Annotated in this window: 23 protein-coding genes; 11 read left to right on the top strand and 12 right to left on the bottom strand. The window is 50.8% G+C overall.

Annotation, left to right across the window (positions count from 1 at the left end):
• Positions 1 to 191: 191 nt before the first annotated feature.
• Positions 192 to 1,301, bottom strand: coding sequence for a YbfB/YjiJ family MFS transporter (locus tag Q7T66_RS10090; protein ID WP_304933204.1), 1,110 nt, complete (start codon positions 1,299 to 1,301; stop codon positions 192 to 194).
• A 158-nt stretch (positions 1,302 to 1,459) separates the two neighbouring features.
• On the bottom strand, positions 1,460 to 2,107 hold the full coding sequence (locus tag Q7T66_RS10085; RefSeq protein WP_304933203.1) for a DsbA family protein: 648 nt from the start codon (positions 2,105 to 2,107) through the stop codon (positions 1,460 to 1,462).
• A gap of 461 nt (positions 2,108 to 2,568) precedes the next feature.
• Between Q7T66_RS10085 and Q7T66_RS10080 the strand changes: the two genes are divergently transcribed.
• The 3 genes from Q7T66_RS10080 to Q7T66_RS10070 all read left to right on the top strand — a co-directional run bounded on the left by Q7T66_RS10080 (position 2,569) and on the right by Q7T66_RS10070 (position 4,625).
• On the top strand, positions 2,569 to 2,772 hold the full coding sequence (locus tag Q7T66_RS10080) for a DUF3606 domain-containing protein (RefSeq protein WP_304933202.1): 204 nt from the start codon (positions 2,569 to 2,571) through the stop codon (positions 2,770 to 2,772).
• 129 nt (positions 2,773 to 2,901) lie between these two features.
• Positions 2,902 to 3,336 carry a DUF2231 domain-containing protein gene (locus Q7T66_RS10075; protein ID WP_304933201.1) on the top strand — a complete coding sequence of 145 codons (435 nt, stop codon included), beginning with the start codon at positions 2,902 to 2,904 and terminating at the stop codon, positions 3,334 to 3,336.
• Positions 3,333 to 4,625 carry a sorbosone dehydrogenase family protein gene (locus tag Q7T66_RS10070; RefSeq protein ID WP_304933200.1) on the top strand — a complete coding sequence of 431 codons (1,293 nt, stop codon included), beginning with the start codon at positions 3,333 to 3,335 and terminating at the stop codon, positions 4,623 to 4,625. Before Q7T66_RS10075 ends, Q7T66_RS10070 begins: the two co-directional genes overlap by 4 nt.
• Before the next feature lie 217 nt (positions 4,626 to 4,842).
• Here Q7T66_RS10070 and Q7T66_RS10065 read toward each other — a convergent pair whose 3' ends face one another.
• The 6 genes from Q7T66_RS10065 to Q7T66_RS10040 form a co-directional block, all read right to left on the bottom strand.
• Complete coding sequence (locus Q7T66_RS10065; protein WP_304933199.1) at positions 4,843 to 6,969, bottom strand: TonB-dependent receptor; 2,127 nt, start codon at positions 6,967 to 6,969, stop codon at positions 4,843 to 4,845.
• A gap of 136 nt (positions 6,970 to 7,105) precedes the next feature.
• The gene (locus Q7T66_RS10060) at positions 7,106 to 7,642 is read right to left on the bottom strand and encodes a M23 family metallopeptidase (RefSeq protein WP_304933198.1); all 537 of its coding nucleotides are present in this window, start codon (positions 7,640 to 7,642) and stop codon (positions 7,106 to 7,108) included.
• Between the two features lie 9 nt (positions 7,643 to 7,651).
• Positions 7,652 to 7,999, bottom strand: coding sequence for a hypothetical protein (locus Q7T66_RS10055; protein ID WP_304933197.1), 348 nt, complete (start codon positions 7,997 to 7,999; stop codon positions 7,652 to 7,654).
• A gap of 13 nt (positions 8,000 to 8,012) precedes the next feature.
• Entirely contained in the window at positions 8,013 to 10,589 is a 2,577-nt protein-coding gene (gene ctaD / locus Q7T66_RS10050) for a cytochrome c oxidase subunit I (protein WP_304933196.1), read from the bottom strand.
• Positions 10,586 to 11,575, bottom strand: a complete 990-nt coding sequence (gene coxB, locus Q7T66_RS10045) for a cytochrome c oxidase subunit II (RefSeq protein ID WP_304933195.1) — start codon at positions 11,573 to 11,575, stop codon at positions 10,586 to 10,588. Before coxB ends, ctaD begins: the two co-directional genes overlap by 4 nt.
• A gap of 38 nt (positions 11,576 to 11,613) precedes the next feature.
• Positions 11,614 to 12,012, bottom strand: a complete 399-nt coding sequence (locus Q7T66_RS10040) for a cytochrome c family protein (protein WP_304933194.1) — start codon at positions 12,010 to 12,012, stop codon at positions 11,614 to 11,616.
• Between the two features lie 194 nt (positions 12,013 to 12,206).
• Between Q7T66_RS10040 and Q7T66_RS10035 the strand changes: the two genes are divergently transcribed.
• The 8 genes from Q7T66_RS10035 to Q7T66_RS10000 all read left to right on the top strand — a co-directional run bounded on the left by Q7T66_RS10035 (position 12,207) and on the right by Q7T66_RS10000 (position 19,581).
• Complete coding sequence (locus Q7T66_RS10035) at positions 12,207 to 12,752, top strand: cytochrome c (RefSeq protein ID WP_304933193.1); 546 nt, start codon at positions 12,207 to 12,209, stop codon at positions 12,750 to 12,752.
• Complete coding sequence (locus Q7T66_RS10030) at positions 12,749 to 13,114, top strand: cytochrome c family protein (protein WP_304933192.1); 366 nt, start codon at positions 12,749 to 12,751, stop codon at positions 13,112 to 13,114. The genes Q7T66_RS10035 and Q7T66_RS10030 overlap by 4 nt, the downstream gene beginning before the upstream one ends.
• A gap of 121 nt (positions 13,115 to 13,235) precedes the next feature.
• Entirely contained in the window at positions 13,236 to 13,439 is a 204-nt protein-coding gene (locus Q7T66_RS10025) for a hypothetical protein (protein ID WP_304933191.1), read from the top strand.
• A 128-nt stretch (positions 13,440 to 13,567) separates the two neighbouring features.
• Complete coding sequence (locus tag Q7T66_RS10020) at positions 13,568 to 15,943, top strand: PAS domain S-box protein (protein WP_304933190.1); 2,376 nt, start codon at positions 13,568 to 13,570, stop codon at positions 15,941 to 15,943.
• A gap of 372 nt (positions 15,944 to 16,315) precedes the next feature.
• Positions 16,316 to 17,476 carry a zinc-dependent alcohol dehydrogenase gene (locus Q7T66_RS10015; RefSeq protein WP_304933189.1) on the top strand — a complete coding sequence of 387 codons (1,161 nt, stop codon included), beginning with the start codon at positions 16,316 to 16,318 and terminating at the stop codon, positions 17,474 to 17,476.
• Between the two features lie 62 nt (positions 17,477 to 17,538).
• Positions 17,539 to 18,198 carry an SRPBCC family protein gene (locus Q7T66_RS10010; RefSeq protein WP_304933188.1) on the top strand — a complete coding sequence of 220 codons (660 nt, stop codon included), beginning with the start codon at positions 17,539 to 17,541 and terminating at the stop codon, positions 18,196 to 18,198.
• On the top strand, positions 18,185 to 18,388 hold the full coding sequence (locus tag Q7T66_RS10005) for a hypothetical protein (protein ID WP_304933187.1): 204 nt from the start codon (positions 18,185 to 18,187) through the stop codon (positions 18,386 to 18,388). The genes Q7T66_RS10010 and Q7T66_RS10005 overlap by 14 nt, the downstream gene beginning before the upstream one ends.
• A gap of 188 nt (positions 18,389 to 18,576) precedes the next feature.
• Complete coding sequence (locus Q7T66_RS10000) at positions 18,577 to 19,581, top strand: SDR family oxidoreductase (protein WP_304933186.1); 1,005 nt, start codon at positions 18,577 to 18,579, stop codon at positions 19,579 to 19,581.
• Positions 19,582 to 19,822: 241 nt separating this feature from the next.
• On the opposite strand, the gene Q7T66_RS09995 is transcribed toward Q7T66_RS10000, so the two are convergent.
• The 4 genes from Q7T66_RS09995 to Q7T66_RS09980 are packed head-to-tail and all read right to left on the bottom strand — an operon-like array spanning position 19,823 to position 22,631.
• A complete protein-coding gene (locus tag Q7T66_RS09995; protein WP_304933185.1) occupies positions 19,823 to 20,242 on the bottom strand; it encodes an organic hydroperoxide resistance protein in 420 nt (139 codons plus the stop codon).
• Positions 20,243 to 20,300: 58 nt separating this feature from the next.
• On the bottom strand, positions 20,301 to 21,356 hold the full coding sequence (locus Q7T66_RS09990; protein ID WP_304933184.1) for an alpha/beta fold hydrolase: 1,056 nt from the start codon (positions 21,354 to 21,356) through the stop codon (positions 20,301 to 20,303).
• 47 nt (positions 21,357 to 21,403) lie between these two features.
• A complete protein-coding gene (locus Q7T66_RS09985; protein ID WP_304933183.1) occupies positions 21,404 to 21,922 on the bottom strand; it encodes a thioredoxin family protein in 519 nt (172 codons plus the stop codon).
• Position 21,923: 1 nt separating this feature from the next.
• Positions 21,924 to 22,631, bottom strand: coding sequence for a cytochrome c biogenesis CcdA family protein (locus tag Q7T66_RS09980; RefSeq protein WP_304933182.1), 708 nt, complete (start codon positions 22,629 to 22,631; stop codon positions 21,924 to 21,926).
• Between the last annotated feature and the right edge of the window lie 166 nt (positions 22,632 to 22,797).

Genomic DNA, 22,797 nt, shown 5'->3' with positions numbered 1-22,797 from the left:
ATAAAAGTTAATGACAGATATTAACAATTCTAAAAAAAAGAGGCGCCACATCAGCCGTCGGCCTTGATGGCGTCCTTGCGAAATTCATTATCCAAGAAACCATCGTAATAGTTCCAATCGGTGTGTTCAATTCGACGATGCCCTCTTCCCCTACAATCAGCTTCTTTAACCAAAAGAATTGAATGCTCCGATTATGTGAGGTGACGCAACGATTTTGCGCTAATCAAAAGCAGTAATGCTGCCAAGGCTTGTGCAAGCTCAAGACTGTTGAAGCCAAGTGTTTCAACAGACAAATAATTGAACAACAATACCGTCAAAGGCCCGGCAATTTGGCCAATTGCAAACGCTGCAGTCATACGTGCAAGCAAAGGTTTGGGATTTGACGAGCTAACGTGACGCGCTTCTTGCAAGCCGGTCATGGTCGCAACAAGAAAAGTTCCGCCCACCAAAATAGCAGCGAGCATAACGGCCCAGCCTGAATGACTGAACAAGGGCAATAGGCAGCCTATCGCTAAAGCGACATGACTGAGCGCCCAAATATCACTGCCTTTCCAGCGATGCAGAGCATGTCCAGCCAGAAGTGTCGAGCCTGCTGCTGCCAGACCGAAAATAGGCCATAGCAAACCAAATTGCCGCGGATCATCGATCAAGCCTTGCGCTAGTGTAGGCAAGTAAGTTGCGGGCAAAATATAGCCAAAGCCTAGCGCGCCATAACAAAGGACTAGCACCTTGCTGTGACGATTGATTTGCTCGGGGGGACGACTGTCGGTATCCGTTGATGTGGACAGATTCGATTGAGCATCCGCAGATAATGCTGGCCACAGCGCTACAACAATGACGCTTAAACAGAGAGACAGCCAACCAAGCTGCGTCCATATAGATAAGGCATCTACGTCGGAGTGCCACCAGACCCAGAGGCCGGCCAAAGCAATCCCTATACCGACGCCAGCAAAGACCAAGCCACCTGCATCGCTACGCTTGCGCAAGGCCAAAGCAGAGACAGCCCAACCACTGATGAATATCAGAGTCCATGCACTCACCACACCGGCCAGAAATCGCAGCACTATCCAGCTAGCGACATTCTCTTGTAGAGTCATGCTCATCGTTAAAACAGCTGTTGCCAGCAAACTGAACGCCACTTGCGTTCGTGCTTTACCAGGAAGATAAGAAGCCGTCAGTGCTCCTATCAAGTAGCCTATGTAGTTTGCTGAAGCCAGCCACGCGCCGCTTCCGCCATCAATCAATCCCTCGCGTTGCATCAGAGGGAGCATCGGCGTAAATGCAAATCGGCCGATGCCCATTGCAACCGCTAATCCTAGACTTCCCGTCAGGCAGATCGCCCAAATTGGTGTCCGCTGGCTTGAACTATCGTGAGTATTCATGATGCATTAAAGCATTCAGATAGATCTAGAACAAATGAATTGTTGGGACGCATTATTTTCAGCATGATGTTGAACGGCTATGAAATATGGAGTGCTTGCAATACCAATTGCAAGTTCCGCTCTAATTCTTCAACATGCGCATATCCGGGACTGATGGTTCGTATCTCTCCATCCATTTCCAGTAAAAGTACGGGGAAGCTTCTTACGCCCAATGAACGTGACCGTGCAAAATCTTTTTTTGCTAGAGCGATCGTGCTATCTGCTTCCCACACTTTATAAAACGCACTAACGTCGACCGCACAGCCCTGCTTGATAAGTGCATTGCTCGCCAGTCGAGCAAGAATACGTCCGTCTGTCGTATCAACCGCTTCGACATAAAAGCCATGCTGTAGCGCTCTGAATACGGCCAGCAAATCGGCATCAGGTGTAATCACTCGCGCGGCTACTACGGCACGACAAATTGGTTCGGTGTCATATACAAAATTCTGGCGAGCCATCAAGCCATCACGATTGAATGGCAAACCACTGGCTTCTTCCACGCGTGCCCAATGAACAAGGCGAAAGTTCTTGCCCGCCTCATCAAGCACATCCGTCGCGCCTGCACGCAAGCCACCCACAACAATTTCAAGCGGCAATTCAGGATGTAATTTCGCCAGCGCGGTCATTTCCTTGCCGAAGCCGTAACACCATGAACACATGGGATCACCTACAAATATAAGTTTCATACTTTCTTTCCTTAGGCGGACGCTGTCATCGACAGCAGTCCGCAAAATATAATGAAGCAAGCGTTTAGTTAAACAACCAGATTAGTAAAAGTTTTATTCACGATCTTCCACTTTTCCTTATTGCGAACGAACGATGACCGTTTTGTTAGTTGTGTTCATTTGGGGCCTTTACTTTAGTTATCACTCGGATTGCAGGCATTCGAAATGGAAGCTGCTTCGGCGTTGCTGAGTGCTGGTACGCAGTCCCGATGTGACAAACTATACTTATGCAGAAAATGTAGATAAATACGGTTTTATGCAATTTTGCTGATACATGATGTAACAGATTGGACGAGTCACTCCTTGCGAGCAGCGTACGTAAGAGTCGCTCAGCAGGTTCGTATTGATAGGAAATGAGTGCTACCGCACAGTACTTATTCTGACCAGTTCTTAAGCTGTAACTCCAGTTCAAGGAGAAAAGCATGCCTGAGAACATTGAAGATCGCATCCCCGCCGACAGCAGTCGCATAGATATTAACGAATCATATGAGCTTCAGTATTGGAGCAAAAAGTTCGGTTGCACCACACAAGAATTGTGGGATGCAGTAACCGTCGCTGGAGTAATGGTGAAAGACGTTGCCGAGTACTTGAACAAACCTGAACCTGTAAGCACGACTGCAAGTTGAGTGAGAAATGTTATTCAAGCCTTGCATAGCAATTTCTGCTTATCTAGCCGAACCCGACGTACATCATTAACGAATACCTGCAACCAGTCTGACTGGTCGCACGCCTAAATTTATTTAAAGGAGCAAGCCATGTATTCTTCAGGCACTGCCAGCCCTATTTACCGCGCTCTACCCGGTCCACTTCACGCGATATTAATTGCCGGAACGGTGCCTTTGTTTTTAGGTGCGCTCTTAAGCGACATCGCCTATTTCAAGACCTACCAAATACAGTGGAGTAACTTCGCCTCCTGGCTTATTGCAGGAGGCCTTTTGTTTTGTGGGCTGGCCTTACTGTTTGCGATTGCTAATTTGTTGGGCGCAGATCGGAAAGCCGGACGTCCGCTAACATACTTCCTGCTGGTCTTGATCACTTGGGTGTTAGGACTTCTCAACGCATTTGAACATGCCAAAGATGCGTGGGCCGCGATGCCCTCAAGTCTGGTGCTGTCAGTCATCGTGACCGTGTTGACCTTTGCTGCTACCTGGTTAGCGCTTACCGGACTTCGTTCAGGAGATGCAGAATGAAACATACCAGCACACTCACTTTGTTGAGCATGACACTTTTATTGGGCGCTTGCGGCGGTGACGGAGATGCCACGCAGGCTCGCGGCGCAGATCCGAAACTTCCAGAACCTCAACGCACTTTATTGCCGTCGATGAAAATTGCCGAGCCGGTGAATTGGGGCGATTCGAAACCAACAGTGCCTGAGGGTTACAACGTCACTGCGATCGCAACCGATTTGAAGATCCCGCGTCAAACCCTGGTCCTGCCGAATGGCGATATTCTTGTGGCCGAAGGCCGCGGCGGGAATGCCGCGAAGCTGAAACCGAAGGATGTGATTGCTGGCTACATCAAGGCGCAGGGCAATACCAAGGTCAAGGGTGGCAATCGTCTGACGTTGTTGAGAGATGCGGACGGTGATGGCAAGTACGAGGTGCAGACAGTGTTTGCGGAAAACCTCAACGCGCCCTACGGCCTGGCTTTTGCCAATGGCAAAATTTATGTGGCCAATCAAGATGCCTTGGTGAGCTTTGATTACAAAACGGGCCAGACCCAGGCGAGCGGACAGCCAACGAAGATTACAGACCTGCCATCAGAAGTAAATCATCATTGGACCAAGGCGCTCACCGCCAGCCCTGACGGCCGCTTCCTTTATGTTGGTATAGGCTCGAACAGCAACATCACCGAACGTGGCATGGAGGTTGAACTTGATCGGGCTAGAGTCTGGCAGGTGGACGCTCAAACAGGTGCGGCTAAAACTTATGCTACCGGTCTTCGTAACCCAACCGCGTTAGCGATACAGCCCGCAACAGGACAACTGTGGACAGTTGTGAACGAGCGTGATGAGCTCGGACCCGATCTGGTTCCGGACTACCTGACTTCAGTACGTGAAGGTGCTTTTTACGGCTGGCCATATAGCTATTGGGGTCAGAACGTAGACACACGTGCGCAGCCGCAAGATCCGAAAAAAGTGGCTGCTGCTGTAAAGCCAGACTACAGCCTCGGATCACACGTAGCTGCTCTCGGCCTGGATTTTTCCTCAGCTGTGATGGGTCCTGCTTATGCCGAAGGTGTATTCATCGGTGAACACGGCAGTTGGAATCGCGCTGATCCTGTCGGCTATAAAGTGATCTTCGTCCCGTTTAGTAAGGGCCGCCCATCAGGTGAACCAGTAGACTTTGCGACCGGCTTCCGTGGCGCCGATGGAAAAACCAGAGGTCGCCCTGTCGGGGTAACCGTGGATCCTCGCGGAGCGCTGATTATTGCAGATGATCTGGCAAATACGATTTGGAGAGTATCCCGTAATCGTTGAGTTGATAAGCTCTGCAAATGCTCTGAAGTTTATTGCCGCTCCTGTGTGATAAACCATCGCTCCTTAGCTAGCCATTCTCGGGAGCCTGTATAAAAAAGCGATGAACGTTTACGCGTTCATCGCTTTTTATTGTCTACGCCATTTGTCAGTTAAAGCGTTTGGATTAACTAGATGAGTTTGATGCCGGAGTCGGTATTTCTATGGTGCGACAAGAGAATTAAAACTGCGTCCGCATTCCTATATACAGGCGACGCCCAGGTGCCGGTTCAAAAAACCGTCCATTGCCATCATTGACCACAACCGACCCTGCATATGCGCGGTCGAATACATTGTCGATGCGACCAAACAACATCATCTTCGTCGGGCCGGCATTGAACTCATACCCTGCCCTCAGATTGAACACCGCGTAACCGCCTGCCGCATCGCTGTTGATGTCGTTCACATAGGATTCGCTTTCGGCGCGCATCTCTACTGCGGTAGTCACTGCATTTTGCCAACGATATTGCAGCTCCGTATAAAGGCTGTGCTCCGGGGTTCCGGGCAAACGGTTGCCCGCAGCGCTTGTGCCATTGGCACTGCTGAATGACTCGCGGAATCTTGCGTCTAGCCATGTATAGGCCACATTGGACGATAGCTGACTATTCCATTCAGTGCGCCATGATGCTTCGACTCCACGACGCTCAACACTATCAACGTTCTGAAACGTAGCCCTGCCGAACACGGATCGCTCCTGCACGATTTCATTTTTGCTACGCGATTTAAATAAAGCGAAGTCCATCAGGTGGCGACCATTTTTGATCTTCGCGCCGATCTCGGATTGCACACTCGTTGATGCGCGCAAGCCGAGATTGGGACCGGTGCCGGTGGCGCGATAAGCGGATTCCGCTAGTGTCGGCGTTTCGAATCCCTTACCCACGTTGGCATATAGATTGACGTTGTCGCTCGCTCGCCAAGCCAGTCCGACGACGGGGCTGGTCTGTTTGTACTCGACGCTACCGCTGTCATCAGGATTGTTTAACGTTGGATCAGCATTCGGCACTATGTAATTGTCATCGACCGATAGCTTGACGCGACTCATGCGCACACCGGCGGTGGCACGCCATTGCGGCGCGAAGGTCCAATCGATTTGCGCGAACACATCGGTATTTTTAGCATGATCGTTTTCATCGCGACGCAACGCACCTGGCGTACCGTTGTTGTTAACGAAGCCTAGACGTCGTTCGCTTAGAGAGTCTGCTTCCACGCCAACAGTCCAATTTAGCGGCAGTCCGTTTACTTGGGTCTCGTGGGTCCAGTTCAAACCGACACCACCATAACCACGATCCAGATCGACGACGCCGCCCGCTTGAACGAGCGTATCACCAGGAAATGCCAGGGTCTGAAATACCTGGCGCGTGCCGCCATATACGCGGGCATTCAGTGTGTCGCTCGCGCTTAATCGCTGTTCGAGCAAGATGCCAATCTGCTGCTGCGTGATCGTTTTGCGCGTATCGAAAGTAATGGCGCCGGGAACAACCTGACGCGGATTATTCTGAAAATCGGCACGCGTCAGGCCTAAAGGATCTTCCGACAAGGGCTGATCAAAGCTATTGAGAATTGCGGTAATTTTGGTATCGCTAGATGGACGTGCCACGACTTTGGCGTTAATGGTCGTGCGCCGTGCAGCACTGTGATCGCGATAGCCATCAGTTGAATACTGGCTGATATCAATCACGCCGCCCAGAGTTTCATTGCCGCCGCCCGCAGCGATACCAAGCAAGCGTTGATTGTCCGATCCAAATCCCAAGGACAAGGACGCTTCCGGTTTCATAGGCGGATCCTTGGTGAAGACTTGCAACACGCCGCCGGCAGAATTGCCATACAACTGCGCCATCGGACCACGGAGTATCTCGATGCGACTAGCGGATGCCAGGCTGGCACTTGAGGCTTGTCCCTGTCCATCTGGCATCGTCGCCGGAATCCCGTCTATCAAGATCCGTACACCACGAACGCCAAAGGTAGAACGTGTGCCAAAACCGCGCACCGAAATCTGCAAGTCCTGCGCATAATTCTGTCGCTCGCGTACCTGTACGCCTGGTACCGCAGACAACAGTTCAGACATATTGACCAGCGGTGATTGCGCGCTGAAGCCGTTGACTTGCACTACATCAATTGCAGCAGGTGCATCAAAACGATTCTGTTCCGAGCGGCTCGCGCTGACGACGATCTCCGGCAGCGATTGCAGCGATGATGCTTCCTGAGCTTGCGCGTGCGCGGCAAGCAGCGATGCGATCAAAGTACACATCGCAGATGGATATGTTTTTTTGAAATTAAGGACACCACATGGGACACTGTAGTTTTTCATCGTGCGACTAAGACCATCAAGCCAATTGGTTAATAAAGGGAAAATAAATCCGCAATATGATGACTGTCGGTATGGCATTTAAGTTCGTCAATTAAGTGGACGCGGCTTGTATAACAGCTCGCAAATTTGTCTACGATCACGGACTAACAGCTTTCAAGAAGGGATAAGGATTCACCGCACCGCTACCGGTGTAAATCCCGTAATGTAAATGTGGCGAGGTTCCACGCGCGTTACCGGTATTGCCCACGTAGCCAATCTCTGATCCCGCCACTACCCTTTCCCCGGCGGCAATCTCGGCATAGCGGTCAAGATGTGCGTAGTAATGGCGTTGACCTCCAGGCCCTAATACCCACACTACTTTTCCGCCGAGATTGTTGGTCCCAACATTCAGGATAATTCCCTCCGTCGTCGACAGCACCGGCGTGCCGCGACGCGCGAAAATATCAATGCCTTGATGAAGACGGTTATCGCTTCGTGCGGCGTTCCATGTATCTGCCAGTTGCGATGACTTTACATTTTTGACCGGGATAGGCAGCGAGCGCGGCGACTCCTGAAAGCTCAGATAAACGGAATAAAAAGGCGTGCGCGCAATGGGTGGAAAATAGTGCCAGCCCAACCATACTATTGAACCGAGCACAAAGACGGTGACGACAAACCGTGAAGCTTTACGCATAAAATTCATTCAAGCTTGGCAGGACGCCAAAATGAGCATAGGTACACTCGTCCAGATAACCCCTATGGCCGCTAACATGGCGCAACCAAAGCGCGCCAAAGAAAGCAACTGCTGAGGCCTTTGACGACACAGCAAAATTGCACGCCAGCACAATCCCGCGACGAGCAAAATTGCAATCATGCTCAGCAACAGCGACACACTCTTGATGATCGAATAGCCAGCCAACTGTGCGTCAGCCAAGGTGCTGCCGCATGCCAACGCGACAAAGATATATACGGCAAAAAAATGCAATGCCCACAGCAATAGCGGCGCACTGGCATCCACTGAATCCCGAAAAAAATGGTCGCGTGATTGCATCAGGATGTCATCCTCAGAACTCCATCACCAAGGGCAGCACATTGACAAAAAATGCAGCAGTGAACCCTTGCAGGGTCGTGCAATGCCACATCAATCCGATGTTGTCGAGTGTGCCGCGGCTGGCAGAAGTCAGCTTGCCGGACCATGATCGCGCCAGCAAATAACCAGCAGCCAGAGACAGCACCACCACATGGAAGCCTTGATATGCGAGCAGTGCAGAAACGGTTGCGCTCCATGCTTGTGCAGTTGGATCAAGACCTGCGCGCTGATGTCCGATGAAATCGGCAGCGAAGGCGCCAATCACCATCGCAATAGCCGCGATCACGGCGATGCGCAAACCGGTTTGCGATATTAGTTGCTGACTGCGTGTACGACGCCGCATGATTTCAAACACGATGGACCCCGCTAGCAGCAATCCGCACGACATCAGTGGCCAGGTAGATGAAGGCAAGGCTGCGTTCGGTGGCGGACAGCTCACAGTCAGCATCATCGAAACATGAATGTATGCGAACAGGAAGGACGCAAAAATCGTCAGGTCGACCACCAGCATGATGATGGTGGCCCACCATGAGTGCGAGCTTGCGCCAGTAGCACCAACCGGCAACCACACGCCGTTAGCCACCTTGACCGACGATGCAGCAGACTGCACGTCAACCTGCCACAACCACCAGATGACCGATGCAATTGCGATAAATCCGCAGATGAACGCGATCACCGTCAACTCCACCGTCAGCAATAAGAAAAAGCCGGCAGTACCTGCTGCGGCCAGCAAGGGCAGCCAGCTGTCTGTCGGCAATATCTGTACATGCGTAGGCGTGGCCGATACCGGGCTAGTCATCATCGTCTCGCGACGTCCGGTCGCTGCACCTGGCAACCAGTGCAATCCTGCCGCTACTTCTTGCGAAAGATTGGGCTGATCCCACAAGGGATCGCGTGACTTGACCTCAGGAATGCTGCGCGACGAATAGTCATCTGACTCCAGCCATTCCATCGTCGATGCATTCCAAGGATTGTCGATCTTGCGTGCCGGTTTGCGGAAGGTACGAATCGCATCGATGCAGAACAGCGCCACGCCAATCGCCAGAATTAGCGAACCGATAGACGACAGCATGTTCAATAGACCCCAGCCCATCTCGGCACCATAGGTATACACACGTCTAGGCATGCCGAGCAAACCAGTAATGTGCATCGGGAAAAATGCCAGATTAAAGCCGCCGAACATCAGCCAGAACACCCACTTGCCCCAGCGCTCAGACAAGGTATTTCCGTTCAATAGAGGCATCCAGTAATATAGTCCCGCAAACATCGGAAACACCATGCCGCCTATCAGCACGTAGTGAAGATGCGCAACGATGAAATAGGTGTCGTGCACTTGCCAGTCGAACGGCAGCACCGCCACCATCACACCAGTAAGTCCGCCCAGCACGAAGATGAACATGAAGCCGAGCAGGAAATAAGTTGGCGTGCTTTTGCGCACCCTGCCGCGCCACAAGGTCGCGATCCATGCAAATACTTGAATCGCAGTTGGGATCGCCACCGCCATGCTGGCAGCCGATACGAAGCTCAATTCCATCACACCTAGTCCTGCGGTAAACATGTGATGGGCCCACAGCGCGAAGCTGAACATCCCGACTGCCAGCAGCGCCACCACGATGGTGCGATAACCAACCAGCGGCGTTTGCGCAATCGTCGGAATCATCGTCGATACCATGCCCGCCGCCGGCAGAAAAATGATGTACACCTCTGGATGACCAAAGAACCAGAACAGGTGCTGCCACAACACCGGATCACCGCCGCGGTCAGCAATAAAGAATGGCCAGTCAAATGCACGTTCAAGTTCTAGCAGCGTGGTGCCAGCGATGATCGCCGGGAACGCAAACACAATCATCAACGCCACCACCAACATGGACCACGCATAAATCGGCATCTTGCTCAGGCTCATGCCAGGTGCACGCGTAAACAAGATGCCGATGATCAATTCAATCGCGCCGGCAATCGCGGATATTTCGATGAAGCCGATACCTAGAAGCCAGAAATCCGCATTCATGCCGGGAGAATATTCCTTGCTGGTCAAAGGCGGATACATGAACCAGCCGCCATCCGGTGCGAGGCCCACGAACAAGGTGCAGAAGAATGCGAGGCCGCCGATCGCATAAGCCCAGTATGCGTAGGCACTCAAGCGTGGGAATGGCAAATCACGCGCACCCAGCATGCCAGGCAATAGATACACGGCGATTGCTTCCACCACCGGAATGGCAAACAGGAACATCATCACCGTGCCATGCATCGTAAATATTTGGTTGTACGTGCCAGCAGATATCAGATCGTTGTCTGGCACCGCCAACTGTGCACGGATCATCAGCCCAAGAATGCCGGCCAGCACAAAGAACAATAAAGCGGTGCCGATATACAGCACGCCAATATTGGTGTTGTTGACCGTCGTCAGGAATCGTAATCCGCGTGGCGTGCGCCAAATGCGTTTGAGCTCCGGTAATTCGTCCTGCGGTCGCGGCAGCGAATTGGGAAACTCACCGGTGTACAGGCGCGCTGAATCAGATGATGAGTGAGATGAAGATTCGGCCCGCGTCATTTGAGTTGCTCCAGATAAGACGACAATGCAAACATGGCCTCTTCATCGATTTCATTAAACGATGGCATTCGTGCCCCCGGCTTGATTTTTTGCGTATGAGTTATCCAGTTCTGTAGCGCATCGCGATCGTTCTTCAGCACACCTGCACCTAGAAAAAGACGGCTACCTACATGTGTCAGATCCGGTCCTAAAGTCTGGCCAGCTATCGTTTCTTCGGAGACGCCGCGTATCGTGTGACAGGCGGCGCAACGCTGCTCCATAAAAATTTCTCGGCCGCGCGCCAGCAATGCATTGGCAGGTTCAGTTGCTGGCTTCGATTGTCCCGCCAGCCATGCGTCAAATTTTTCCGGCGACTCGGCTACTACATGCAAAGCCATGCGCGCGTGCTGTTCTCCACAATATTCGGCGCACTGCCCTCGCAAGACGCCAGCATCCGTTGCTGTGACGCGCAATCGCGTAATGCGACCTGGGAGCATATCGACCTTACCAGCCAGCGCAGGCACCCAGAAACTGTGAATCACATCGTCGCTAGTCAGCGCCAGATAAACGGGGCGCCCGACCGGTAAGTGGATTTCATTCGCCAGCGTGATGTCCTTGCCACTCTCGCCATCGCGATAGCGTACTTCCCACCACCATAATTTCGCCGTGACTGAAATCACTAATGCGTTTTGTGACATCGGCGGTGTCAGTTGCTGACTACGTGTCACGCTATAAATCAATAAGGAAGTCAGCACCACTACCGGAAACACGATGCCAGCACCGATCAACCAGACCGCGGGACGCACAGTGCGCCTGCCGTTCCGCAAGCTCATAGCGAGCAAGATCATGACGCCAATGAAAATGACTGCGCCACCACCAAACAGCAACCATGCAATGCCAGAAATCACGCTCGCGTCATTGCCCATAGGATGCAGCACCGACTGCAACCGCTCGCTTTGTTCACAGCCGGCCAGCATCAATATTACGAAGCCACACACTGAGCGCATGGCAAATTTCCAAAGCAAAAGGAATGATGTCGGCATCGTCATCTCAGCGTGTGCAAGTAGGCAGCCATGTCGCGCGCATCGTCGGCCGATACGCCCATGCTAGGCATCGTGGTGTTTGGAACAAGGGAGCGCGGATCGACGATCCATTGCGCCAACAATTCCGCATTATTAGGGACGTGTCCGGCGATATAACTGCGCCTACCGAAGTCACCCAGCGGCGGACCCGCAATGCCACGCGCGACCGGAACATCAGGTATCACATGGCAAGCGCCGCATTGATACTGGGCAAGCAGACTTCTGCCACGTATGACATCGCCAGGCGACGCACCGGTTGGTAATACAGGAGGTAATGGGCGACTGTCACACGCAGCGCAGGACAGCACAACGAGTGCAAGTACACAAAGCTGAAACCGAGTTGTGACGTCTGGTAAATGCATGGGTCGCACTCGGCATCGGGATGCGGAGCATGTAGTTGTGAGTTGTCTTTATGAGATGCAAAACATCAACTAGTTCCTCGCAGGACAGAATTGTTCACACGATTTAGAAGCGATAGTTTGTTGAACTTTAGCAATGCACGCGCCCCTAACAACATCAAGAGCTGAAGCTCCGCATCCACTCATACGCGCAAACTATGGCAACTGCAAAAACCAAACTGATCGTGAAAACCGTTTGCGCCACTCTCATCACGCTGGCGATTGCTGGCGCATTGGGCGGATTTGCAGTATTGGCTAGCGGCATTTATAACGTAGCGTCCACCTCACAGCATCTGCAATTCGTGCATGCCATCCTTGAAAAAGGCATGCATCATTCAGTGCGTTTCCACGCACGCAAAGTCATTACGCCACCATTGGACGACAAACAATTAGTGAAAAGTGGTGCTGTTCTTTATCAAGCTAACTGTGTTGAATGTCATGGTGCGCCGGGTGTTGCGCCACGGGGTATCGGCATGGGTATGCAACCTGTTCCCGGGCCGCTCGTAGACGTAACAAGTAAATGGGATGCGGGACAAATGTACTGGATAGTGCGTCACGGTATCAAGATGAGCGGCATGCCCGCATGGGAATACCGTATGCAGGATGAGGAGCTTTGGCAATTGGTGGCATTCCTGCAGCAGATGCCGCAACTGTCCCCGGCAGACTACAAAATGCTCGCAAGCAATCAAGAGGGGGAGAAATGATTGCGCGCCGCATTATTTCTATCGCCACCCTGCTGCTTGCCATCACGGCCTGCAGCAAAGACCCCGCAGAATCGCGTGTCGATGCAAATCCAGAACGCGGGAAAATAGCCTTGACGCAATATGCCTGTCACGCGTGTCACGTGATTCCAGGCATAACAGGATCGAAAGTTTTTGTCGGCCCTCAGCTTGATGGGGTTGCCAGCCGCCCGATGATTGCTGGCAACTTGCCCAACAACACCGAGAATCTCGTCGCATGGATACGTCATCCAAAGCGTATCGATCCTCTGACCGCCATGCCAGATATGGGTGTTACGGAAGAGCATGCGCGTGACATGGCTGCCTATCTCTCAACATTAAAATAAGCTGACGCTCGGTACAAATTTACAACAGGCCGAACGGCAATAAAAAAATTGTAACCCCCATTAATATGGGATTGATAAATGTTAAATGAGCCCCTAGAATTATTAACAAAGGAGGCTGACCATGATGCGAATCGAATGGCGAGATAAGTGGATCAATACCTTAGTGGACGCAGGCTTTAGTGCCAGCACTGCCAGAGATACTTATCAGGCGATGTATGGACGTGACGGTCCCGACCTGACGAAAAATGCTACGCAAGAAGCTAAATCGATGCTTGGCAAGCTACATCCGACTGAAGACGTTTCAGCATCCGAGCAAACTCAGTAGAGTTTCGGAATAAATTCAGATTTGCTTTCTATTCGCGCAAGCAATCAAGCTTTTCAGTACAAATCCAAAGAGCAGTTGTACTATCTTCCCGATAGTGAATTAGCACACAACTTTTTTTTGGTATCAATATGTCCGAGTCGCACCCACAATCTGCCTCACCTGATCTGCAGTTAATAGAACTCCAGCGCTTTCGACTTTTAGTCGAAGCGATTTCGGATTATGCGATTTATATGCTGGATACAGACGGCACCATCATTAGCTGGAATGAAGGTGCGCGCCGTTTTAAAGGCTATGAACCGCAAGAGATCATCGGTCAGAATTTTTCTCGTTTTTATTCTCAGCAAGATCAATTGTCTGGCTTGCCGAAGAGCGCTCTGTTTCAAGCTGAAACGGAAGGGAAATTTGAAGGGGAAGGATGGCGGCAGCGCAAAGATGGCTCACGCTTCTGGGCCAGCGTTGTGATTGATGCGATCCGGGATAGCAACAACCGTCTGATCGGATTTGCCAAGATAACCCGTGACATTACAGAGCGTAAAGCAGCCGCCGAGGCGCTTCGTTTGAGCGAACAGCAGTTCCGGTTCCTGGTCCAGGGTGTTACCGACTACGCAATCTACATGCTCGACGAAACCGGCATTGTCACCAATTGGAACGCTGGCGCAGAACGCATCAAGGGCTACACACGATCCGAGGTCGTCGGCACCCACTTCTCACGTTTTTATACCGATCAAGATCGAAAAGACGGCAAGCCTGCGTTTGCCCTCGCCTCTGCGCTTTCTGAGGGCCGATTTGAGCAAGAAGGTTGGCGCGTCACAAAAAATGGCAAGAAATTCATGGCGCATGTCGTCATCGATCCCATCTATGACGACGATGGAAAGTTTATTGGCTATGCAAAAGTCACGCGCGATATTTCAGAAAAAGTAGAGGCCGCGGTTGCTTTGAAAAAGACAGAAATGGCGCTTCAGCAATCCAGAAAATTAGAGACTATCGGCAAACTGACAGGCGGAATTGCGCATGACTTTAACAATCTTCTACAGGTTATTTCCGGCAATCTTCATCTGCTAAGTAGGGAATTAGGCGACAACGAACGTGCTCAAAACCGTATCTTGCGCGCTTTGACCGGCGTAAGCAGAGGCGCCACACTATCGAATCAGCTACTCGCCTTCGGACGACGTCAGCCGCTTGCACCTAAGGTTGTCAATCTTGGCAAGTTTCTCAACAGCTTTCAAGACATGGTGGCGAGAACCATAGGCGAGTCAGTTGAAACAGAAGTCATGGCATCCGCAGGATTGTGGAATGCGATGGTCGATATCACTCAGATTGAAAATGCAGTGCTCAATCTAGCCATCAATGCACGGGATGCAATGAATGGCGTAGGTAAATTGACTATCGAAGTGGGCAATGCATTTTTGGATGATGACTATGCGAGCAAGCATCCAGATGTTGTGCCTGGTCAATATGTGATGCTCGCTGTTACAGATACGGGTACTGGCATGACGCCAGAAATCGCGGCCCAGGCCTTTGAACCCTTCTTCTCGACCAAGCCGGAAGGAAAAGGTACCGGGCTGGGTTTGTCCATGGTGTACGGATTCGTCAAGCAATCCGATGGACACATCAAAATTTATAGTGAAGTCGGCCAAGGTACGTCTATCAAAATATATTTGCCGCGCACCTTTGAAGTTGAAGATGAAATTGCTGTCGAACACGAACAAGTCGTTATCGGTGGATCCGAGACTATTCTGGTTGCAGAAGATGATGAACAGGTTCGCGGTATTGTGGTCGACATGCTCAGAGAACTCGGCTACCAGGTTCTAAAGGCGGTGGATGCACAAAGTGCTTTCTCCATCATTGAAAGTGGCATCAAGATTGACATGCTTTTTACAGACGTCGTAATGCCAGGCCCGATGCGCAGCCCTGATCTAGCCCGAAAAGCCCGCGAGTGCCAGCCCAATATCGCGGTACTGTTTACGTCCGGTTATACCCAAAATGCAATTGTTCACGGAGGGCGGCTGGATGCTGGTGTTGAGCTCTTGAACAAGCCTTATACGCGAGAAGCCTTGGCGCGCAAGGTACGTCACGTGCTTGCCAACCAGAAGCAAAAAACGAGTGCTACTTTAAAAGAAAATAAATCGGTTTCTAACGCCGCTTTTACAAACGAAACATCATCAACTTTGCTCACCATCCTGTTGGTGGAGGATGATGAATTCATACGCCAAAATACAGCGGAATTACTCCAAATAATGGGCCACACAGTATTTCAAGCGGCCGATGGAAAGACGGCTCTCGAACTACTTAATAGAGAATCGATCGCTGTATTAATGACAGATATCAATCTGCCCGATATGTCGGGCACCGTCGTAGCAAATGCGGCAAAGCAAATAGCACCCGCTCTACGCATCATTTTTGCCAGCGGTGACATCAACTTCCCTGCACCACCCAACGCCGTTTTACTTCGAAAACCCTATGATGAGAGCGCACTTTCTACAGCACTTAAACGTTTGAGTTAGCGCTGTGTAGTCCTCTGACATAGCGGTTGATTGCTTGCAGAGTTAACTCTTACTCCCCATATCTTGGGGAGGCTGCGCCCCGTTCGGACGACCTTACATATATCTATGCACACAGATTCAATTTCGATTTGATCTGCCCGCTTTCTTTACTGCATTCTTTCTTTACCCATCGAAGTTCAATATAAGAGAAGTCGGAAAACGTCGGCCACTCCTCATCTAAAGTCATCGTTATTTCAAGTTTCTATCTCTACAGCAATTGACATCTTGTCTTACACAAGATGGCGTAAAACGCCTATAGGTCATCTATATGCCATCTCCTATTCTTCAAAGTTAGAAGTGAGGTCTATTTCACAAATAACTCTGGAGAACTTTATGCGCGCACTGACTTATCAAGGAAGTAAAGACGTACGAGTCGAAACTGTTGCTGATCCTGTTTTGGAAGCGAACGACGACATCATTTTGCGTGTTACAGCGACCGCCATTTGCGGCTCTGATCTTCATCTCTACAGAGGTAAAGTTCCCGGCATGAAGGATGGCGACATTCTGGGCCATGAATTCATGGGTGTCGTAGAAGATGCAGGACGGGATGTTACCAATGTAGCCGTCGGTGATCGTGTCGTCATTCCGTTTGTGATAGCTTGTGGCTCCTGCTTTTTCTGCAACATCGAACAGTTCTCCGCATGCGAGACCACCAACTCCGGCCCCGGCGGTGCGCTGAATAAAAAGCAGATACGCCCACCCGCAGCCTTGTTTGGCTTTAGCAATTTATATGGTGGCATTCCCGGAGGTCAGGCTGAACTCGTCAGAGTTCCAAAGGCCAATGTCGGTCCCTTCAAGGTGCCCAACACTCTCAGTGACGAAAAGGTTTTATTTCTCAGCGATATTTTACCTACGGGTTATCAAGCAGTGTTGAATGCCGGTGTTACTCAGGGTTCAACAGTCGCGATATTCGGTGCGGGGCCGGTCGGCTTAATGGCGGCAGCATGCGCACGTATGCTAGGTGCTGAACAAATTTTCATGGTGGATCACCACGCTTATCGTCTCGAATTCGCCAGCCATACATATGGCGTAGTTCCGATCAACTTTGACGAAGTTGATCCTGCAGAAGTGATTATGGCCAACACCTCCTATCGAGGTGTAGATGCGGTAATTGATGCAGTGGGATTTGAAGCCAAAGGGAGCGCGTTGGAAACCGTTTTGACAGGCTTGAAAGTGGAAACAAGTAGCGGAGCCGCTTTACGGCAATGCATCGCTTCCGCACGACGAGGCGGCGCAATCAGCGTGCCGGGTGTCTACACAGGATTTATCCATGGCTTTTTGTTTGGCGATGCATTTGACAAAGGTCTGTCGATAAAAATGGGCCAGACCCATGTGCAGAAGTTCATGCCAGAACTCTTGCGCTTTATCGAAGAAGGAAAGCTGCAACCGGACATCATCATTACGCACAAAATGAAATTGGAAGATGCCGCAGAAGCTTACAAAATTTTCGATAAGAAGGAAGAGGACTGTCGAAAAGTTGTGCTTACGCCATAAGCGGTTTTGACAATTCAAACAATTTTCATATCTCACCTCAATCGACCATATAGGAGATAGCGATGATCAGAATCGAACATACGATAGACATTGCAGTTTCTGCTTCCCAAGCTTACCGCCAATGGACGCAATATGAGAGCTACCCGCTCTTCATGGAAAACGTTCAAGAAGTGATTGCAACAAGTTCAGATCGTTTGCACTGGCGTGTGCTACATCAAAATAAAGAAATCGAATGGGATTCAGAAATCACGATGAATGAACCATCAAGAATGCTTGCATGGCGTGATCTTGTAGAAGGTAGCAATGAAAGTACGACTGTCTCGATACACGACGTAGACAATACTCATTGCAGAGTACAAGTGATTCTGCATATTGATCTGCATGTAGCGCCGCAAAGCGTAGCAACAACAGAATTGATAATGATTGAACGGCTGCAAGCAGATCTTGCACGTTTTAAAGCACTACTCGAACATCCTGAAGCCACGCCATTTGATTCCAGTTCCCCTGGCATAAGTGGCGTTGAGTACAGCCATCACGTTGATGTGAGTAATAGCGGATTACTTACGAACACGGCTGGTTCCCCCGTTGTCCCTACTCATCAGGAAATGGCGGCTAGTCCTGATGCAGACGGTCAGGATAATCGCATTGATCTTGATGCAATCGGTATGCCGTCTTCACCAGTAAAAACCAATAAAACCGGAGAAAAAAATGAGCTCACGTAAAGTGGAAGAGACCAATAGCGATCGCATGGTTCAAAAGAACAGAGCGCCTGTTAAGCAACCTGTGCGCGCTGGCACTGGCCCAGAGAGTCAGACGTATCAACAACGTACAGGGGTGTATGTCCCTCGAGATGAAGCAAATAAACCGGTGGGAAAAGCTGACAAGGCAGATAGCACGCCAAAGAAAAATTGATTACTAATTATTTTGGTGTTTAACAGCGTACCGATGTAATCAATAGCAACTCGGTCGCTGACCGCCCACTTTGTATTTGCAAAGTTGCTAATGGCCCCAACGGGGATATCATCCCGTTCCTTGGTTTCAAAAGCCACGACTCGATGGGGTTTCCTGCAACATGTAACGATCATTCACAGGAGAGACGTATGGCATCTTCCGTCAAATCAAAATCCCAATCAGTCACCTCTACCGTCAACAAACAAAAAAAGATTCAGCGTGAGCAGGATTTGAAAGACATGGCGAAGTCTAAAAAAGCGTCAAGCACATCCAAATCTGCAGTCCAAACAAGCGACAGAAAGCAAATTGCCCCACCGCTATCAGGCAAACATTTGCAAAAACCCGGCTTGGAAGCAGAGCTGGATGTGGCACCTCAGTTTCTCGCAGCTGGGTACAAAGGTAGTGGCAAGTTGAAAGGCCTGACTGCAATCATCACTGGCGGTGATTCAGGCATTGGTCGTGCGGTCGCGATATTGTTTGCGCGCGAAGGTGCCGACGTCTCAATTGTTTATTTAAACGAACATAAAGATGCGAAGGAAACGCAACGCCATGTTGAAGCGGAAGGACGCCAATGCTTGTTACTCCCTGGCGACGTAAAGGACCCGGCGTTTTGCAAGAAAGCCGTGACGAAGACCGTGAAGACTTTTGGCAAGCTGGATGTATTGGTAAACAATGCTGCATTTCAAGAGCATGCCGATAGTCTGGAAGATTTGACGGAAGAACGCTTTGACGAAACCATGAAGACGAATGTCTATGGTTACTTTCACATGGCCAAAGCAGCACTGCCCCATATGAAGCGTGGCTCTTCCATCATCAATACCGGTTCAGTAACAGGCTTGAAGGGTAGTAAAAATTTGATTGATTATTCAACTACCAAAGGCGCGATTCACGCATTCACGATGGCGCTGGCTGGCAATGTCCTGGATCAGGGCATAAGAGTGAATGCAGTCGCACCCGGTCCAGTGTGGACGCCACTGAATCCGGCAGATAAATCAGACCCAGAAAAAATTGCGCAATTCGGCGCGCAAACCAGTTATCGCAGACCGGCACAGCCGGAAGAAATTTCACCTGCTTATGTATTTCTTGCGTCCGCTATTTGCTCTAGCTACATCACTGGTATTGTGTTGCCAATTACCGGTAGCGTAGGCGAATAAGTACGTAGCCCAGGCTTCCGTTCTTGCGGGGCGTCTCGCTTACTTCGGTGTGTATCCAGCCGTCTGAAGCGGACGCCATACTGCACATATCTTCGAACCCAACGTGGCGAATCATGATTCCTGTTTTGTTCGCCGTGCTGTGCTTGTGAGTGTCCTGAATAAAAAATCAAACGTGGCTGAATTATATCCAGCCACGTTTTTTTTTGCGCCCTCGTCTATTCCGTAGGCTCTTCTGTATCGCTTAGATCAGATTGATGGCAACGTCGATATTGCCACGCGTCATTTTGGAGTATGGACAGGTTTGATGTGCTGCATCGACGAGTGCTTGTGCGACGTCCTTTTCAATACTAGGAATACTCACATTGAGACGTGCCTGCAAGAAGTAAGCGCCATCGGCATTGCACAGGCCGATCTCTGCATCGACGCTCAAGTCCATCGGCAATTGGACGTTCATTTTGCCGGCAGCCAATCCCATTGCGCCTATGAAGCAGGCAGACCAACCCGCTGCAAACAGTTGCTCAGGATTCGTGCCCTCACCTTTTGAACCCGGTGAAGAAAGCTTGATATCCAGACGGCCGTCGTCGCTACGTGCAGAGCCATCGCGTCCGCCGGAGGTGGTGTGCGTTTTGCCTGTGTACAGAATTTTTGTGGATAACGTCATGATTATTTCCTTTAGTAATTTAGTAGATAAGTTTTAGTAAGTGAACAATTGATGCTCATCAAATCAGTTTTGCCACATCCAGAATCGCCTTTGCAAATGCCTGCGGTGCTTCCTGCGGCAGATTGTGTCCAATGCCGCCAATCAGCAATCGGTGTTCATATTTTCCAGTAAATTTCTTTGCATAGATTTTGGGATCCGGATGTGGCGCACCGTTGGCATCGCCTTCCATCGTGATGGTTGGCACACCAATATTTGGAAACTTGGCGAGCTGTTTTTCCAGCTTTTCATACTTTGCTTCGCTTGTTGCGAGTCCAAGTCTCCAGCGGTAGTTGCTGATCGAAATCGCAACGTGATCCGGATTGTCGAGCGACTTTGCGGAACGGGAAAATGTCGCATCGTCGAACTTCCACTGCGGCGAAGCGAGCTCCCAAATCAAACGCGCAAACTCATGCGTGTTCTCGCGATATCCAAGCTCGCCGCGTTCCGTCGCGAAGTAATACTGATACCACCATTGCAGCTCGGCTTTCGGAGAAAGCGGCTTGCGATTGATTTCCTGACTGCCGATCAGATAGCCGCTGACCGATACCAAGGCTTTGAAACGCTGCGGCCATAAAGCGGTTAATGTGGCGGCGATCCTTGCACCCCAGTCGAATCCGGCGACAATGGCCTGATCAATTTTCAGTGCATCCATGAAGGCAAGCATATCTGCCGTGAATGTCGCCTGTTGGCCATTGCGTAATGTGTCGTTTGACAGAAATCGTGTGCTGCCATAACCGCGCAGGTGCGGGATGATGACGCGATATCCCGCTGCACTCAGGATAGGTGCAACATCGATAAACGCATGGATGTCATATGGCCAACCGTGTATCAGCAATACAGGAACACCGTTTGGTGGGCCGACATCTACATAACCCACATCAAGCAATCCTGCCTTTATCTGTTTGATGCCAGCAAAACAATTGCCACCAGGTGAGATGCCTGTAGCTGCACTCATAGAGTTGCTGCTGGAAGATGCGGCATTGGCGCTTGGCAGCATGCCCATTTGTACTGCCGCCAGTCCAAGAGCGGCTGTGTTCAGGAAATTTCTACGATTCATGTTGCTTGTGTCAGTCATGATGATTGATCCTTAAATGATTAATAAATGTCAGTGGTGCCACAAACTTATTGCGGCTCTGCAAGCAGTGCGCGAATCTTTGCTTCGGTTTCCTGATACGAACCCTCACCGAAATGTTTGTAGACGACCTGCCCTTTTTTATTGGTCAAATAAACTGCCGGCCAATAACGGTTGCTGTATGCATTCCAGGTTGCGAACTGGTTGTCTTGTGCGACCGGATACGTAATGCCAAAGCGCTTGATCGCACTCTTCACGTTGTCGGTCGAACGCTCGAACGGGTACTCGGGCGTATGCACGCCGATGACGACCAGACCTTGATCCTTGTACTTCTCATACCAGCTCTTGACGTACGGCAGCGTGCGTACGCAGTTGATGCAGGTGTAAGTCCAGAAATCGACGAGGACGACTTTGCCGCGTAATTGCTGCATCGTCAGCGGTTCCGAGTTCAGCCATTTTTCAATGCCGACAAATTCGGGAGCTTGCATCGCGGTATCAGCCGGAGCCGCCTGCGCGGTTGCGGCAAAGAGCGCAGTGATCGCCAGCATATTTTTAAGGGTCGAGTTCATTTCAAAATCCTTTCAAGGTGGGAAAAATGTCAGCGAGCGACGCGTAGATCAGCACGTCGTATTGGAAGTAAATAGCGAGACCGGTGAGCAAAATCAGCACGCCGAAAACCTGTTGCAAGCTGTGTGTATGACGAGCTACTACACGAATACGCGTGGCGATGAACTGACCGCCGTAGGCAATCACCAGCATTGGAATACCTGCACCGATTGCATAGAGGATGAGCAAGGTCGCAGACCAGCCGACGTCTTGTGCCTTGGCGACCAGCACCAGAATCGAGGCGAGTACAGGACCCGCGCATGGTGTCCACACCGCACCGAGCGACATGCCCAGAAGGAAGCCACCAAGATTGCCGCGATCGCTGGCTCCTGCTGCAGGACCGACGCGATTCAGCAGGCCACCGACGCGCGCCATCGCCCATTCATAAGGCTGCCGCCACAACATCAGCAGACCGGTCAACATCAACATGCCTATACCGGTCAGACGCAAGGTTTCATGCGCGATGACTACATGCTGCGATGCGCTGGCCAGTAACATGCCGAGCGCGGCAAAGGTCAGAACAAAGCCGGCGACGATGAACAGAGGTCGGGTACGATTGATGCGCTGCAAGGTGCTACCCAGCACGATGGGCAAGATAGGCAGTACGCACGGCGACGCGATGGTCAGTACGCCTGCAAGTAAGGCCAGTGGTGCTTCTATAAGATTGTTCACGATACGATCCTCCTTGTTGGATGAACGTATTTAATCGTCCATGCGTATCCCGCATGTGTCGGAAACTGGGGGTATTGCAATGTTTTGTATCCTTGCTGATGCCAGATACATTGCGATACAAAGCGAGGATGGCGTGGGGGTATAAAGGCTGCATTCCACTTCAAGG

The organism is Herminiimonas sp. (assembly GCF_030655415.1).
Note: the sequence above shows the minus strand (reverse complement) of the source record. Positions and strands in the feature narration are given on the sequence as shown.